This is a genomic window from Bradyrhizobium sp. GCM10028915 (assembly GCF_042666195.1).
Lineage (GTDB): Bacteria > Pseudomonadota > Alphaproteobacteria > Rhizobiales > Xanthobacteraceae > Bradyrhizobium > Bradyrhizobium canariense_D.
In genome coordinates this window covers 971,655-985,109 of record NZ_JBHTFN010000044.1, presented here as the reverse complement: position 1 = coordinate 985,109, position 13,455 = coordinate 971,655, and the positions used below count along the sequence as shown (strand labels likewise).

Below are 13,455 nucleotides of genomic sequence, written 5' to 3'. Positions count from 1 at the left end.
ACGATATCAGCCCTGATACTGACCGGCGGCAACGCGCGGGATGTCCGAGCGATCGAGGCCGATATCGGAAAGCTCGCGATCGCTGAGCTGGGACAGCTCGGCAACATTGCGCTGATAGTCCCGGAAAGCTTGGATCATGCGGATGAGCGAGAGCAGCATTGGTAATCTCCTGTAGTTCGATTCAGCTCTTGCCCGAGCCTCATCGTTGAAATGAATATAGGTGAGAGTGGTGCAGTGCGAAAGTTCCGATGCTGCGATGCAGCTAAGCGCTGAGTGCATGGCGCTGGTAACGGACGATTAACCCGAAAGCACTCCCGCCCAAAGGGTAGGCGGAACAGGGAGCACAGGTCTGAAGTCCCGTGAATTCACGGATTTGCTATGGGCTAGTGGGTTCCGTTCGGAGCGAAATAAGTCGCTTTGCTCTGTCCGCAAGCGGATCGACTAGCTTCTATAACCAAGTCTCACATGCGAGAATCGCATGATTTAATGAATTGATACTCATTACTTGGCGCGTGCGTACCCTTTTGCCAACTCTCGCCAGCGATTCGCCTGGTTGCAGCGGATCCACATGACGAAGGGCGGCGAGTCAGGACTATCCCGCTTGGTTAGCCACAACCGTCCCCGCTCGCAGTGCACACAGGCTGAACGTGTGGCGTTGATTACAAGCGCGTAATGAAAATCAGAAATTTTGCATGCAGCTCTGCGCGCCGCGCAACATCACGCAATTCTCGCGGGGAATTCATTGCGTCAAGTTGCCGCGCCCGGAGGAAGGTGATGTCGCAGATTCCGGCAATGTCGCTGGCTCTGGCCCAAGAACAAGAGAAGGAAGGTAACGTCATGACGAAGTTACTCGGGGTTGTCGCAATTGCCGCCGTTGCGTTCGCCGTCACGCCGGCCCAGGCCGCCAAGCACGCCGCCGGCGGCTGCAGCTCGGCCAATCTGGAGAAGACAGAGACCGCGATCGAAAACATGGCCGATGGTGACGGCAAGTTCGTCGCGCAGAAGGAGATCGCGGCCGCGCAGGACTCGCTGCTCAACGGCAAAATGGGTGCGTGCGGCGCGCATCTGAACAAAGCGATGCACGCCACCATGGGCAAATAGGAACTTCAGGAACGCATTAGGAGAGGGCCGGTCGCCGAGCGATCGGCCCTACGCTTTTGTCCTGCAAGCATCTCATCTAAGGGGCGCGCGCGAGCTGGGTGGCGAAATAGGCGACGGTCTTCGAGTAGACCTCGCTCTTGTTCCACTGCTGCAGCACCGCGAAATTCGGACTGCCCGGCTGCCAATCCTTACCCTTCTGCCAGCCATAACCGGCAAGATAGTTCGCGGTGGAGGCGAGCACGTCAGGGGCGTTGTGCAGGAGATCGCGCTTACCATTGCCGTCGAAATCGACGGCGTATTTCATCCATGACGACGGCATGAACTGGGTCTGTCCGAGCTCGCCGGCCCAGGCGCCCTTCATGTCGGCCGGTGCGAGGTCGCCGCGCTGGACAATGCGGAGCGCATCCAACAGCTCGGCGCGAAACTGCTCGGAGCGCCGGCAGTCATAGGCCAGCGTCGCCAGTGAGCGGATGGTCGCGAACTTGCCGGTATTGACGCCGAAATCGGTCTCGAGACCCCAGATCGCGACCAGCACCTCGCCAGGCACGCCGTAGGTCTGCTCGATACGCGACAGCACCGAGCCGTATTGCTTCATCATGTTGGAGCCGCGCGTCAGGCGCGGCGGCACCATGCGGCCGGAAAACTCCTCGAAGGTCTGGCTGAAGACCTTCTGCGAGCGGTCGCGGTTGAGCACGTTCTGATCGAGCGTCACACCGGCGAGCCCGGCGGAAATGGCCTGTTGCGAGACGCCCTTGGCCGCGGCGTCCGTTTTGAAGTCTGCAAGCCACGCGTCGAAATTGCCTGAACCGCAGGCAACAGCGGCGAGCGTTGGCTGAGCGGATAGGATGGACGCGGTGATGGCTAAGGCTGCGAGGGCGAGACGAGAAATCGTCGGGGTCATTCGAGCAAATAAATTCCGTGAAGTGATCTGAACGGCGCGCGCAATCTCGATGGAAACCGCGGCCAAAGCAAGGCGTATGACAGTGCGCGATCCTGCCCGCACCGGGGCAGGATCGCATGTCACGATATCGTCAGGCGTCGGTCCGATTGCGCCAGGGGAAGAGGTTGGCGGGGAAGTCGGCGGCCGGCTTGCGTGCACGATGCGGCGGAGGCGGCACCGGACGCGCGCCCGGATCGGCCGCGATCACCTTGCGGTAGAGATGCCAGGTGGCATGGCCGAGCACGGGGACCACCACGGCAAGGCCGAGGAAGGCCGGAATGGTGCCCAGCGCCAGCAGGACGGCCACGATCAGGCCCCAGGCCGCCATCGGCACCGGGTTCTTCGCGACGACGCGCAGTGACGTCACCATGGCCTCGAACGCGCCGGCATGGCGGTCAAGCATCAGCGGGAACGACACGGCGCTGATGCACAGCGCGGCAAGGGCGAACAGGAAGCCGGTGCCGCAGCCGACCACGATCAGCCACCAGCCTTGCCGGCTCGTGAGCACGCGCGTCAGAAAATCCGAGATCCCGGATGCGCCTTCATAGCCGAAAGCGGCGACATAAATTGCCTGCGCGGTCGCAACCCAGGTCACGAACAGGGCCAGCAGCAGCGCGCCGAGACCGAGCATGGCGCCGAACGAGGGCGAACGCAGCACCTCCATGGCATCCCAGGCGCTGGCCTCCTCATGGCGCTCGCGCCGGCTGGAGAGCTCGTAGAGACCGAGAGCGGCGAACGGGCCGATTAGCGCGAAGCCTGCGGCCAGTGGGAACAACAACGGCAACACTGAATAGCCCATCACCACGCGGGCGAGCACAAGGCCCAGCACAGGATAGATCACGCAGAGGATGATGGCGTGGCTCGGCACCGCCTTGAAATCGTCCCAGCCGCGCTTGAGCGCATCCTGCAGATCGGAGAGTTGGATGGTTCGGATCACCGGTCCAGCCGCTTCGGCGGTCTGGGCCATGGACGGGACATTGCCCGGGTAGAGTGTGGCCATGGTCGCTAGCTCCCTTGCCATGCGGCCGCATCTGGCGCCAGCAACGGCGCAAGCGGCCGCTATTCTGAGTTTCGCGATCCCCAACCAGACGCGAATTCCGGATAGCATCGCGAACTGAACGTCAACCGTACGCCCATTTGCGAGTCCTGTCCCTCACGCTTGGGTGAGATTCGATGCCGCGGTGCAATCTCTACAGTGTCATTCGGTCGTTATTTCGCCGCAGATAAGCTGATGCTGCGTGCTTGTTCGCGGAACTTTGGCGGGCGCAACGACGCAACTTGGTCTATAAGTGCCACTCAAGGCCCTTCCAGCGGGTCCTTTTCGGGGAGCAGACATGAGCATTTTCGGGAAAATTATGGGCGCGATCTTCGGTAGCCAGCCAGCTTCCGCCGCGCCCGCAGGCAGCGCACCGTCGGGCAGCGCGCCCGCAGGGGCCGCGCCGAGCGGATCCGCGGCGACGGTGGACGTTGCCTCGATCGTCGACGCGGCGGCCGCTGCGCACAAGGGCGAAAAGCTGGAATGGCGCACCTCGATCGTCGATCTGATGAAGGCGCTCGACATCGATTCCAGCCTCGCTGCGCGCAAGGACCTCGCCAAGGAGCTCGGCTACAGCGGCGACACTAACGATTCCGCGACCATGAACGTCTGGCTGCACAAGCAGGTGATGTCCAAGCTCGCCGCCAATGGCGGCAAGCTGCCGCCGGAGATCAAGCACTGACCGATCGCCCGGTCGCAATCCAAGGGCTCGCGATCGCGCGGGCCCTTTTGCATTCAGGCGACGAGATCCGCATCTTCCGGATGCCTGTCGAGATAATCGACGACGAAACCGCAACCGGCAATCACCTTCCTGCCGTCGCGCCGGATCAATTCCAGCGCGCCCTTGACCAGCTCGGAGCCGATGCCGCGGCCGCGCAGCGCGCGCGGCGTCTCGGTGTGGGTGATGATCACCGCCGCCGGCGTCAGCCGGTAATTGGCGAAGGCGATTTCGCTGCCGACATCGAGCTCGAAGCGGCTTCTGTCCTTGTTATCCCGTACCGACGGCGCCATGCAAAAATCCTTCCGACATGCTGCTTGCCTCTGATCTAGGCGCCTCAACCGGTCCTTGCCAAGGTGCGAGCAAGAGTGGTTGCCGCAGGGGAGATATCCGGAAACTGCGTGTCCCGCTCAGCCTGGAATTGAAGCCGGGCTTGCCGACGGCGCAGGAGTCGTATGGAAGCTCGGGGCGTTGTAGCCCCCCGCCGCTTCTCGCAACGCCGGCGTTGGATCTCTTCCTAGGCCTGATCGCCCGGATGCTTCAATCGGTCGCCTTGGCGAGCCTGGAATCCTCCGGCTGCGCCTGCGGGCGCAGGCATCCCTGGCAGATGACGAGGGAACGGTTGACCATGGCGTCCCGTTCCTCCTCGATGCCATCCTTCGCCTGCCACCATTCCTTTGAATAGGGCTGAAGCGCGGCTTGCGACCTGTTGCGCTCGGATCGGGCCGCGCGCACTGGTTCTGAAGCAGAGCGCGGGTGATTGGGATTTTCGCCGGCGCCGTCCCAGGCATAGCGCGCGGGCTTGAAGGCGGGATCGGAGGCGAGGTGCGCTTGTGGGCCCACGGCACATCCGGCAAGCGCCAGCGATAACATGAGGAGGGCGGGCGCTTTGACCATGATGCGGCACTCTGTACGCGAGAACTGAGCGAGGTTGCGCCGATCATGTTTAAAATTTCCTGAACGGTTGGATGGGCTGCGCTGCGCCCGGCAACCTTGCAGAGCTCCTGGCGATGGCGATAAATGGTCTGCAATGAGCGGGCGGCTCGCGTGCCGTCCGCCGCCGAAGAGGAAGCCCGATGCAGCCCCTGCGCATGTCCCGCCGCGTCATGAATCTCGCTCACATGCTGACCCAGAATGCGCGGCGGCATGGGGCGCGTCCCGGTTTCGTCTGGGGCGACAGATCCTGGACCTGGCGCGAGATCGATGCGCAGGTCTCGGCACTGGCAGCCGCTCTCGCGGCGCGCGGGATCGCGAAGGGCGACCGCATCCTCGTTCATTCCAAGAACGGCGATGAGATGTTCTTCTCGATGTTCGCCGCGTTCCGGCTTGGCGCGGTCTGGGTACCCACCAATTTCCGCCTGATGCCGGACGAGGTCGCCTATCTCGCGCAGGCCTCCGGCGCGAAGGCGTTTCTGTGCCATGTCGATTTTCCCGAGCACGCCGCGGCCGTAAGCGGTGGCGCGCTGGAATTCACCTGGAGCATCGACGGTCGGGCGCCGTTTGCCGAGACGTCGGTTGCGGATGCCGTCGCGTCGCGCGCCGGCACGGTGGTCGAGAACGTCGCAGTCGAGCACGACGATCCCTGCTGGTTCTTCTTTACATCGGGCACCACCGGCCGCTCCAAGGCTGCGGTGCTCACCCACGGTCAGATGGGTTTTGTCGTCACCAACCATCTCGCCGATCTCACGCCCGGCGTCACCGAAGCAGATGCCTCGCTGGTGGTGGCGCCGCTGTCGCATGGCGCCGGCGTGCATCAGCTGGTGCAGACCGCGCGCGGCGTGTGCACCGTGCTGCTGCCGACGGAGAAGTTCGACATTGACGAGGCGTTCCGCCTGATCGAGGCGCATCGCGTCAGCAATCTCTTCGTGGTGCCGACCATTCTGAAGATGATGGTCGAGCATCCCGCCGCCGACAAATACGATCATTCCTCGCTGCGCCATGTGATCTATGCGGGTGCGCCGATGTATCGCGAGGACCAGAAGGCTGCGCTGAGGAAGCTCGGCAAGGTGATCGTGCAGTATTTCGGCCTCGGCGAGGTGACCGGCAACATCACCGTGCTGCCGGCAGCGCTGCATGACCCCGAGGACGGGCCGCACGCGAAGATCGGCACCTGTGGCTTCGAGCGTACCGGCATGCAGGTCTCGATCCAGGACGACGAGGGCCGTGAACTCGGCGCCAACCAGAGCGGCGAGATCTGCGTAATCGGCCCCGCGGTGCTGGCCGGCTACTATGACAATCCCGAAGCCAATGCGAAGGCGTTCCGCAACGGCTGGTTCCGCACTGGCGATCTCGGCCACATGGACGAGGAGGGGTTCGTCTACATCACGGGACGAGCCTCCGACATGTACATCTCCGGCGGCTCCAACATCTATCCGCGCGAAATCGAGGAGAAGATTCTGACCCATCCTTGCGTCGGCGAGGTCGCGGTGCTCGGCGTACCCGATGCTACCTGGGGCGAGGTCGGCGTTGCCGTCTGCGTCGCCCGGGAAGGCGCGAAGCCGGTGAGCGAAGCGGAGATGGCGGCATTCCTCGGCCCCAAGGTCCCCCGCTACAAGATGCCGAAGCGGTTCTTCTTTTGGGAGGCCTTGCCGAAATCCGGCTACGGCAAGGTTCCCAAACGGATGGTTCGCGACGAGCTCGAGGCGCGCGGGCTGCTCGATCTCGACAAGACACGGGCGGGCTGAGCGAAGGTCATGCGCAGCATCAAGCAGCCCGGCGCGCCGGTCGCCGAGCGCATCCAATGGGCGGAGGCGAGGGGACGCGCTTTCTCCTTCACGCTTCAAGCAGGTCTGCCGCTGCTGGAGGCGGCGCGCCGCGGTTTCGCCGCGGAGGGATTCGCCGGCGGCGTGCTCAGCTTCGGGCGCGGCGCGCTCGGGCCGTTCGGCTATGTCATGCCGGCGCTGTCGAAGACCAGCGAGAACGCCGCGTTTTATAGCGACACATTCCGGCCAAGCGGCGTGACGCGCACCAGGCTCGGCAGCATGACGCTGGGCATGCGCGATGGCGCCCCGTTCTTTCATTGCCATGGGCTGTGGACGGAGGCCGATGGGCGCGCCGGTGGTGGCCACATGCTGCCGGACGTGACCGATGTCGCCGAGCCGTTCGAGGTCGAGGCCTTCGGCATCGATGGTGCGATGTTCGCCGCAGAGCCAGATCCCGAGACCAATTTCAAGCTGTTCGGGCCCGTGGCGGCTGCGAGCACCGGCGCACGCACGACCAGCCGCGCTTTCGCGCTGCGGCTGCGCCCCAATCAGGATTTCGCGGGCTGTCTCGAAGACTTCTGCCGCGCGCAAGGCATCGCGCGCGCGAGGATCCATGGCGGTGTCGGCTCGACCATTGGGGCGCGCTTCACCCATGGCGGCGTGACTGAGCCCTTCGCGACCGAGCTTGCGGTAACCGGCGGCGCGATTGCGGCCGGCTCCTCCGGCGCCCTCGAAGCCGCACTCGATGTCGCCCTGATCGACTACACTGGCGGCATAGCGGAGGGCCGTCTGATCCGTGGCGACAATCCCGTGCTGATGACCATGGAGCTGGTGCTCGAGGTGTTGGGCTAGTATCGGCGAGCGATCATCAGCGGGTGCGCAGCTTGGCGATGGCCAAGTATGTGGAGTCACTGATCCCCGAACTGGATCCCTGAAACAGGTTGAGCAGGGGGAATTGACCCTGGCCGGTGCTCTGGCTGTTTCTGATGTCATACATGGCGGAGAAACGGCTCAACAGCTTTGTCACCTTCGCGGGATCGGACAGATCCTTGATCTTCATGAATCTGTCTACGAACTTGGCCTGCTGATCGATCGGCATCGCCGCCATCGAGTCAGGCAAATCGAAAGTGGTCCTGAACACCTCCGAAAGAGCCTTGTCGGCAAGGATGTCGTATGCGGACGTGATGTCCCCCGCCTTTCGCTGGAAATAGAGCGCAAGGCGCACGCCGGGATTGGCATCGCCCTGCTGCTGCTCCAGGCTTTGCTCGACATAGTTCGCTTGTGTTTCCCGAAACTGATCCCGCTTTTGCGGACCCATCATCGGAAGACGCGCGACGTTGCCTTTACTGTCGAAATTGAACGACGCCACGATTTCGGCAAAGCGAGGATCGCTCTCGGTGTTCGCGAAGCTCTTTGGATCGTTCAGGTCAGAGCTGAAGATCTTCTTGAGAAATTCGGTGCTGACCTTCCTGGGATCCAGACCCTTGGCCAAGAGAATGAAATCGACCATCGGCCTGTTTGCGAGAAGATCGGAAACACTGTCGATGCCGGCGATGGCCTGCTGATATTCCGACGCATCCTTCGTGGCCTGTGCCCGAACTGCGGCCTGCTGCTGGGGAGTCGCCGTGCTGGCGCTCTTCACCGCTCCAATGACGTAGTCCTTGGCGATCTGGAGGACTTCAGCCGAGTCCTGAGCCACCAAGGGGGTGGTCAGATTGCCTTTTGCGTCGAAGTTGAAGGCGCGTGCCAGCTCCAAATATCGATTGTCCTTGAGGGTATAGACGTAGCTTTGGGGGTCGTTGATGTCGCTTTCGAGCACGGCCTTGACAGTCGCCGGCGAGACGTTCGCGGGCTCGAGGCCGACAGCTCCCAGCGCAAATTCATACACGCCCGGTGTCGATACGAACGCCTGGACTGAATTGATCTTGAGGATGGCAGTTCTAAATTGCCTGATTGCAAAAGCTTCGTTCAACGGGCTCGCCGCCGAATAGACGGCGGACTTGCTGTCGTCGAACTTCTGTTTCGTGATCGTGACATTTGCAGCAGTCTGCGCCGACACACCTGACGGAAGCGACCCGTCGGAGGAAAACTCGAACGCACCGGCCAGGTCGACGAACCCGCCAATCGTCCCTATCTGCTCGCTAAGGCTGGAAATGCTGCTCGCATATGACTCCAAATGATGCTTTTCGACCAGAATCTGGACGTTCAACTGGGCCACGTTCGCGCCCGGTTGCGATAGTTGGGCGGTGTAGTCGGCGATCCTTGAATTGGCCGCGGTGACATCCGATCGGGCCTGAGCAAGGTCGGCGTTGAGGCCACTTAGCTGAGAAGCGAAAGTGGTGTTGACGTAGCTGTTGGGATCGGATGGATCGCTGCGCAAGACCTGGCTTATGGTGTCACGCGACCACTTGCTTTGATCGATCCCGTACGCCGAATAGACATAGTTGCGAAGGCGGTCGTTGTTCAGGAGCTGGTCTGCACTGCTGATGTTACCGATTTCGGCGCTGTAGTAATTCGAATGGCCGGCAAGTGCATCGACCTGGCTTTTCCTGGTCGCCGTGTACAGACCAATCATCTCGTCGGTCTGGTTCTCCGATTGCGCCACCGGCGTGGCACTGCCATTGAAGGAAAACGCGGCGGCGAACTCACGGTAACGCTTGTCGACCAGCTTGTTGACAAAGCTGTTTGCGTCGGAGAGGTCGCTCTCCAGCACCTTTTTCATGAAGGCCTTGGCGTAGGCCATGTCTTCCAGGCCATACGCCTTCGTTGCATAATGATAAAGGCGATAGTCTTTCATGAAGTCGTCGACGGACTTCACCTTGCCGATGTGGGCTTTGTAATAGGCGGCCTCTCGCGCTACGTCCTGTTGCTGTTCGACCCGCGTCAGGGACTGCTTGAGATTGCGCGTGATGTAGCTGTAACTGAAATACGTTGATACCATCGCGCACTCCTACGGTCCCGGACGTCCGTCAATCATTGCGGGCTCGCGAGGTGGGGCTGGCCTCATGCCGGCAAACTGTCTCAGAGCCAGGTTCTCCAAGGCCATTTCGGACCGCGATCCCAGATTCAAGTTTGCCCTCGCGAGGCATATCGGGTTTTGTTGCTGCATGTTTCTCAGATACAGCTTTCGTGAGGGTTGCGTTCCGGATATGTCCCGATCAAGAGATCGATCGGAATGGCTCTCGTCCCGAACGCGACGCAGCGCCATAGCGCGTCGAAGACGCTCGTAAACGCGCTTACGGCGGTGTGGCGTTAAGCCGGGATCCAGAAGCCGTGCATTCTGCCGCAGGATGGGGCACGGCTCTGCGGCGCATCGCGGAAGGGGCGCTGCGCCGCGTCCGGGGCACGAGAGCCCGAAGTCATCTGGCATTGCTATTCACGTGATACGCGCGGTTTCGCATTCTCGCGGCCTGTGCGGCCCGAGCTTTGCGGCATTCTTTGCCCCCAAAATGCCGAGGGCGCAGGGAAGGCCGGGTGCCGGCTGGCACCCACGGTCCACTGTGCGAAGGTTGCGCTACGAGAGGCTGCACAGCGGCATACAGGTGAAGCCCAACACACGGCCTTCCCTGCGCAGTGGTTTTACGGCTTATGTCGTGATCTCCCCGGGGAGCGATGCACTATTGCCCCCGTCGCCTTGCGGATGGCTGACGCTGCGGCCCGGTCGGCCCGCACGCATCACCGCAAGACTTGGCGCACAGACCCCGGGCGCCAGGACCACACGATTTTGCCGTACGCAGGCTGCACCGGTCGTGTGCGCGACACTTTCGCTCACGGTTGCCCGCCCTGCGAAGCCTTTGCGCCGGTGTGGCCCACGTCCACCACGTCCCATCCCGCGTTCGTGACGATCGCGATCCGCCCCTCGGCCGGGTTGGGATGGCTCATTATATGATAATCCGAAATGCGGATAAAGAGAAATATTTTTAAGCGCCGTGATTGACCCGCTTATTGGTGTTTTGCCCGCCGGGGCGGCAAGGGGTTGTGGGGCGCGCGGGCCCCGCCGCAACGCGGCCACGAACGGGTCTCCCCGCGGCCGCAAAATGCGCTACCATGATTCCAGCGCGCTTCAAGTCGCGCATGATCAACGACACGTATGAGGAAACGAGATGAGGGTGACGATTGGACGGCGCACGGTCCTGGCCGCGGTGCTGATTGCCGCGGGCGCGGTGGCTTTGACGGCGGCGTTTGGCCCGGTTTCGACATCGGCCTGGGCCCACGGGCCGACCCGTCAGAAGGTGCGCGAATCCATCGAGATCAACGCCGCCCCGGCCAAGGTGTGGGCCGCAATGGGCAATTTCCAGGACATGAGCTGGCTGCCACCTGTCACCAAGACCGAGGGCGAGAAGGGCAACGAGATCGGCGCGACGCGGAAGCTGACGCTGACGGGAGGCGCGACCGTCGACGAGGAGCTCTACAAGTTTGACGCCGCCGCGATGAGCTATTCCTACCGGATCACCAATGTGGACGTGAAGGTGCTGCCGGTCACCAATTATTCCTCGACATTGACGGTGACGCCGAGCGCTGACGGCAAGGGCTCGACGCTGGAATGGGCCGGCGCGTTCTATCGTGGCTTTCCCAACAACGAGCCGCCGCCGGAGCTGAGTGACGAGGCCGCGGTCAAGGCGGTGAAGGGGCTGTACCAGGCGGGCCTCGAGGCACTCAAGAAGAAGATCGAGAGCGGAAGCTGACGGTGCGGGCGCTGGTCCTGGCGGCGCTCGCCGCCAGCTTTTGCCTGGCCGGCATCGCGCATGTGTTCGCCGAAGAGGCATTCGTCACCAACCAGCTCAGCGACGATCTGATGGTCGTGGACCTCGCCACGGCGCGCAGCGTCGCGACCATCCCGATCGGCGGCAAGCCGGCCGGCGTCGCCGTCAGCGCGGACGGACGTTTTGCCTATGTCACGAGCCCGGATGCCAAAGCCGTGACGGTGGTGGACGCAGCAACGCGGCAGGTTGCGGCGCGGATCGAGGTCGGCGGCGGGCCGCTCGGCATTGCCGTCGCGCCGGATGGCCGCACCGTCTATGTCGCGGACTGGTATGCGGCGGCGGTGCGGGTGATCGACGCGGCCTCGCGCAGCGTCACGGCCAGCATTGCGGTCGGCGCCTCGCCATCGGGGCTCGCGGTAACGCCGGATGGCAAGCTGCTGCTCTCGGCCGACCGCGACGACGACAGTGTGTCGGTGGTCGACACCGCGACGCGCCAGCGCACGACGACCATCAAGGTCGGCACCCGTCCGTTCGGCGTCACCATCGATGCCGAGGGCAAGCGCGCCTACACCGCCAATGTCGGCTCCAACGACGTCTCCGTGATCGACATCGCCACTGGGGCTGAGACCGGCCGCGTGCAGGTCGGGATGCGCCCTTATGCGGTGGCGCTGGCGCAGGGCCGCGGCTTCGTCACCGATCAGTATGGCGGCACTGTCAGCGTGTTCGATCTGGCGACCTTGAAGCCGCTCAAGCGCATCAACGTCGGCGATTATCCCGAAGGCATTGCCGCGACTGCCGACGGCAAGCGCATTATCGTCGCCTGCTGGGAAAGCAACACGCTCGATATCATCGATGCGGTCGAGCTGAAGCTGATCGGCGAGGTCAAGACCGGCGACGGCCCGCGCGCGTTTGGGGCATTCTTGCGCAGGACGGAGTAGGGGCGTGTAGCCCGCGTGAGCGGAGCGACATGCGGGACGGGGCTCTCCTCATCCACCGGCGTTCCCGGATATCGCTTCGCTCATCCGGGCTACGGCACCGGGGCACAGCGTCCATACAATCTCATCCATCTGATCAAACATGTGATCCGGCGCCATCGCCCGCAGCGCCGCCGGCGCCGCATAACCCCAGCCCACCGCTCCGCAGGCAATTCCCACTGTCCGCGCCGCCTCGATGTCGCGCACTTCGTCGCCGATCGAGATGACCTTGCCCGGCTCCACGCCGGCGCGGCGGATGACCCGTCGGAACTTCGCGGGCTTGCCGAAAAGCGAGGCCGCGCAATCGAAATGGGCGAACAGCGTCGCGCAATCGCCGAGCTTCTCGCGCGCATTGGCTTCGCTGTCCGACGTCACCATCGCGAGCTGCACGCCACCCTCCGCCAGCGTCCGCAGCATTGTCTCGACCCCCGCAAACAGCGAAATCTCCGCTGCAGCCTCCGCCTTCAGTCGCCGCGCATGCCGCGCGATCGCCGGCAGCTTCCACAGCGGCACCTCGAGCCGGCTCAGAATCTCCCGCGAAGAAGCATGCCGCAGCCCCTCGATATCCTCGTCCGCGACGCGGCGGAAGCCGAAGCGATCGGCGACGTCGTTGATGGTGCGCAGGAACCACGGAAAGCTGTCGGCCAGCGTGCCGTCGAGATCAAAGATGGCGAGGGAGTAGGGCATGGAGACGAAGCTACACCGCTAGGCTTTCCACACGGTTTCCTCGGTCCATCCGAGTTGGTCGAATTCGGTGGCCCTGAGCGGCGCCTCTCCCTCGGCGAAGAACTCGTCAAGCTGAGGCGGCGCGACGCTCGTTTCGGACAGCATGGCGTGCGCTTGTCCGCGGTGATGAATTTGATGCTGGAACAGATGCATGAGCAGTCGGTCGCGGCGTTCGGTCTGGACCCGCGTGTCGCGGTTGATCCGCACAATGCCGTTGAGAATCTCGGGCGTCAGTCCATCGCAGACGGCAATCAAGCGCTTGTCGATCGCGGCCTGCGCAGCCTTCAACGCGGCAAGGGAGGGGTGCGGCACCTCGTTCTTCCAAGCCGCCGGTCCTAGCCATCCGCCCTCCAGTGCATCGACATAGAAGAGGTCGATGACATGGATGTGGTTCAGCGTGCGTTGCAGGCTCGGAAAGAAGCCGGTCCGCTCGGCTTCGAAGTCGGCCTGAGACAGCGCCGCGCAAGCGGTGAGCAGCCGGTGGTTTGCCCAAGCATTATTGTGGGCGAACGCACGATAGGTTTGCACAAGTCCGGCAGGCAAACTCAGTCTCCC

Annotated in this window: 14 protein-coding genes; 6 read left to right on the top strand and 8 right to left on the bottom strand. The window is 63.1% G+C overall.

From position 1 onward, the window contains the following. Positions 1–6: 6 nt before the first annotated feature. Positions 7–159, bottom strand: coding sequence for a DUF1127 domain-containing protein (locus ACFQX9_RS24910; protein WP_018458011.1), 153 nt, complete (start codon positions 157–159; stop codon positions 7–9). 615 nt (positions 160–774) lie between these two features. On the opposite strand from ACFQX9_RS24910, the gene ACFQX9_RS24905 reads away from it, so the two are divergent. After that, positions 775–1,101, top strand: coding sequence for a hypothetical protein (locus tag ACFQX9_RS24905; protein ID WP_247410389.1), 327 nt, complete (start codon positions 775–777; stop codon positions 1,099–1,101). Between the two features lie 76 nt (positions 1,102–1,177). On the opposite strand, the gene ACFQX9_RS24900 is transcribed toward ACFQX9_RS24905, so the two are convergent. Both ACFQX9_RS24900 and ACFQX9_RS24895 read right to left on the bottom strand, forming a co-directional pair. Beyond that, on the bottom strand, positions 1,178–2,002 hold the full coding sequence (locus ACFQX9_RS24900; protein WP_377790976.1) for a lytic murein transglycosylase: 825 nt from the start codon (positions 2,000–2,002) through the stop codon (positions 1,178–1,180). Positions 2,003–2,132: 130 nt separating this feature from the next. After that, positions 2,133–3,041, bottom strand: a complete 909-nt coding sequence (locus ACFQX9_RS24895) for a DUF2189 domain-containing protein (protein ID WP_026233481.1) — start codon at positions 3,039–3,041, stop codon at positions 2,133–2,135. A 334-nt stretch (positions 3,042–3,375) separates the two neighbouring features. Here ACFQX9_RS24895 and ACFQX9_RS24890 point away from each other — a divergent pair, with 334 nt between their 5' ends. Beyond that, positions 3,376–3,759, top strand: coding sequence for a DUF3597 domain-containing protein (locus ACFQX9_RS24890; protein ID WP_085384623.1), 384 nt, complete (start codon positions 3,376–3,378; stop codon positions 3,757–3,759). A 53-nt stretch (positions 3,760–3,812) separates the two neighbouring features. Here ACFQX9_RS24890 and ACFQX9_RS24885 read toward each other — a convergent pair whose 3' ends face one another. Then, positions 3,813–4,088 carry a GNAT family N-acetyltransferase gene (locus ACFQX9_RS24885; protein WP_007590707.1) on the bottom strand — a complete coding sequence of 92 codons (276 nt, stop codon included), beginning with the start codon at positions 4,086–4,088 and terminating at the stop codon, positions 3,813–3,815. Between the two features lie 247 nt (positions 4,089–4,335). Next, a complete protein-coding gene (locus tag ACFQX9_RS24880) occupies positions 4,336–4,692 on the bottom strand; it encodes a hypothetical protein (RefSeq protein ID WP_377790975.1) in 357 nt (118 codons plus the stop codon). 179 nt (positions 4,693–4,871) lie between these two features. Here ACFQX9_RS24880 and ACFQX9_RS24875 point away from each other — a divergent pair, with 179 nt between their 5' ends. After that, positions 4,872–6,479 carry an acyl-CoA synthetase gene (locus tag ACFQX9_RS24875; RefSeq protein WP_247336735.1) on the top strand — a complete coding sequence of 536 codons (1,608 nt, stop codon included), beginning with the start codon at positions 4,872–4,874 and terminating at the stop codon, positions 6,477–6,479. A 9-nt stretch (positions 6,480–6,488) separates the two neighbouring features. Further along, positions 6,489–7,349 (top strand): PCC domain-containing protein, encoded by an 861-nt coding sequence (locus ACFQX9_RS24870; RefSeq protein WP_247401917.1) that lies wholly within the window; start codon positions 6,489–6,491, stop codon positions 7,347–7,349. Positions 7,350–7,365: 16 nt separating this feature from the next. On the opposite strand, the gene ACFQX9_RS24865 is transcribed toward ACFQX9_RS24870, so the two are convergent. Further along, positions 7,366–9,438: a DUF1217 domain-containing protein gene (locus ACFQX9_RS24865; RefSeq protein ID WP_377790974.1), complete on the bottom strand. Its 2,073-nt coding sequence runs from the start codon at positions 9,436–9,438 to the stop codon at positions 7,366–7,368. Positions 9,439–10,600: 1,162 nt separating this feature from the next. Here ACFQX9_RS24865 and ACFQX9_RS24860 point away from each other — a divergent pair. Both ACFQX9_RS24860 and ACFQX9_RS24855 read left to right on the top strand, forming a co-directional pair. Further along, positions 10,601–11,182, top strand: coding sequence for an SRPBCC family protein (locus ACFQX9_RS24860; protein WP_018458001.1), 582 nt, complete (start codon positions 10,601–10,603; stop codon positions 11,180–11,182). A 2-nt stretch (positions 11,183–11,184) separates the two neighbouring features. Further along, entirely contained in the window at positions 11,185–12,138 is a 954-nt protein-coding gene (locus ACFQX9_RS24855) for a cytochrome D1 domain-containing protein (RefSeq protein ID WP_085353173.1), read from the top strand. Positions 12,139–12,186: 48 nt separating this feature from the next. Here the strand turns inward: ACFQX9_RS24855 and ACFQX9_RS24850 are convergent, their stop codons facing one another. Both ACFQX9_RS24850 and ACFQX9_RS24845 read right to left on the bottom strand, forming a co-directional pair. Continuing rightward, positions 12,187–12,861 carry an HAD-IA family hydrolase gene (locus ACFQX9_RS24850; protein WP_377790973.1) on the bottom strand — a complete coding sequence of 225 codons (675 nt, stop codon included), beginning with the start codon at positions 12,859–12,861 and terminating at the stop codon, positions 12,187–12,189. A gap of 18 nt (positions 12,862–12,879) precedes the next feature. Further along, a complete protein-coding gene (locus tag ACFQX9_RS24845) occupies positions 12,880–13,443 on the bottom strand; it encodes a DinB family protein (RefSeq protein WP_085353170.1) in 564 nt (187 codons plus the stop codon). Positions 13,444–13,455 lie beyond the last annotated feature (12 nt).

Coding starts and splice junctions, on each gene's coding strand:
- ACFQX9_RS24900 (WP_377790976.1), bottom strand. CDS start 2,002: ATGACCCCGACGATTTCTCGTCTCGCCCTCGCAGCCTTAGCCATCACC.
- ACFQX9_RS24870 (WP_247401917.1), top strand. CDS start 6,489: ATGCGCAGCATCAAGCAGCCCGGCGCGCCGGTCGCCGAGCGCATCCAA.
- ACFQX9_RS24860 (WP_018458001.1), top strand. CDS start 10,601: ATGAGGGTGACGATTGGACGGCGCACGGTCCTGGCCGCGGTGCTGATT.
- ACFQX9_RS24890 (WP_085384623.1), top strand. CDS start 3,376: ATGAGCATTTTCGGGAAAATTATGGGCGCGATCTTCGGTAGCCAGCCA.
- ACFQX9_RS24885 (WP_007590707.1), bottom strand. CDS start 4,088: ATGGCGCCGTCGGTACGGGATAACAAGGACAGAAGCCGCTTCGAGCTC.
- ACFQX9_RS24895 (WP_026233481.1), bottom strand. CDS start 3,041: ATGGCCACACTCTACCCGGGCAATGTCCCGTCCATGGCCCAGACCGCC.
- ACFQX9_RS24905 (WP_247410389.1), top strand. CDS start 775: ATGTCGCAGATTCCGGCAATGTCGCTGGCTCTGGCCCAAGAACAAGAG.
- ACFQX9_RS24875 (WP_247336735.1), top strand. CDS start 4,872: ATGCAGCCCCTGCGCATGTCCCGCCGCGTCATGAATCTCGCTCACATG.
- ACFQX9_RS24910 (WP_018458011.1), bottom strand. CDS start 159: ATGCTGCTCTCGCTCATCCGCATGATCCAAGCTTTCCGGGACTATCAG.
- ACFQX9_RS24865 (WP_377790974.1), bottom strand. CDS start 9,438: ATGGTATCAACGTATTTCAGTTACAGCTACATCACGCGCAATCTCAAG.
- ACFQX9_RS24850 (WP_377790973.1), bottom strand. CDS start 12,861: ATGCCCTACTCCCTCGCCATCTTTGATCTCGACGGCACGCTGGCCGAC.
- ACFQX9_RS24880 (WP_377790975.1), bottom strand. CDS start 4,692: ATGGTCAAAGCGCCCGCCCTCCTCATGTTATCGCTGGCGCTTGCCGGA.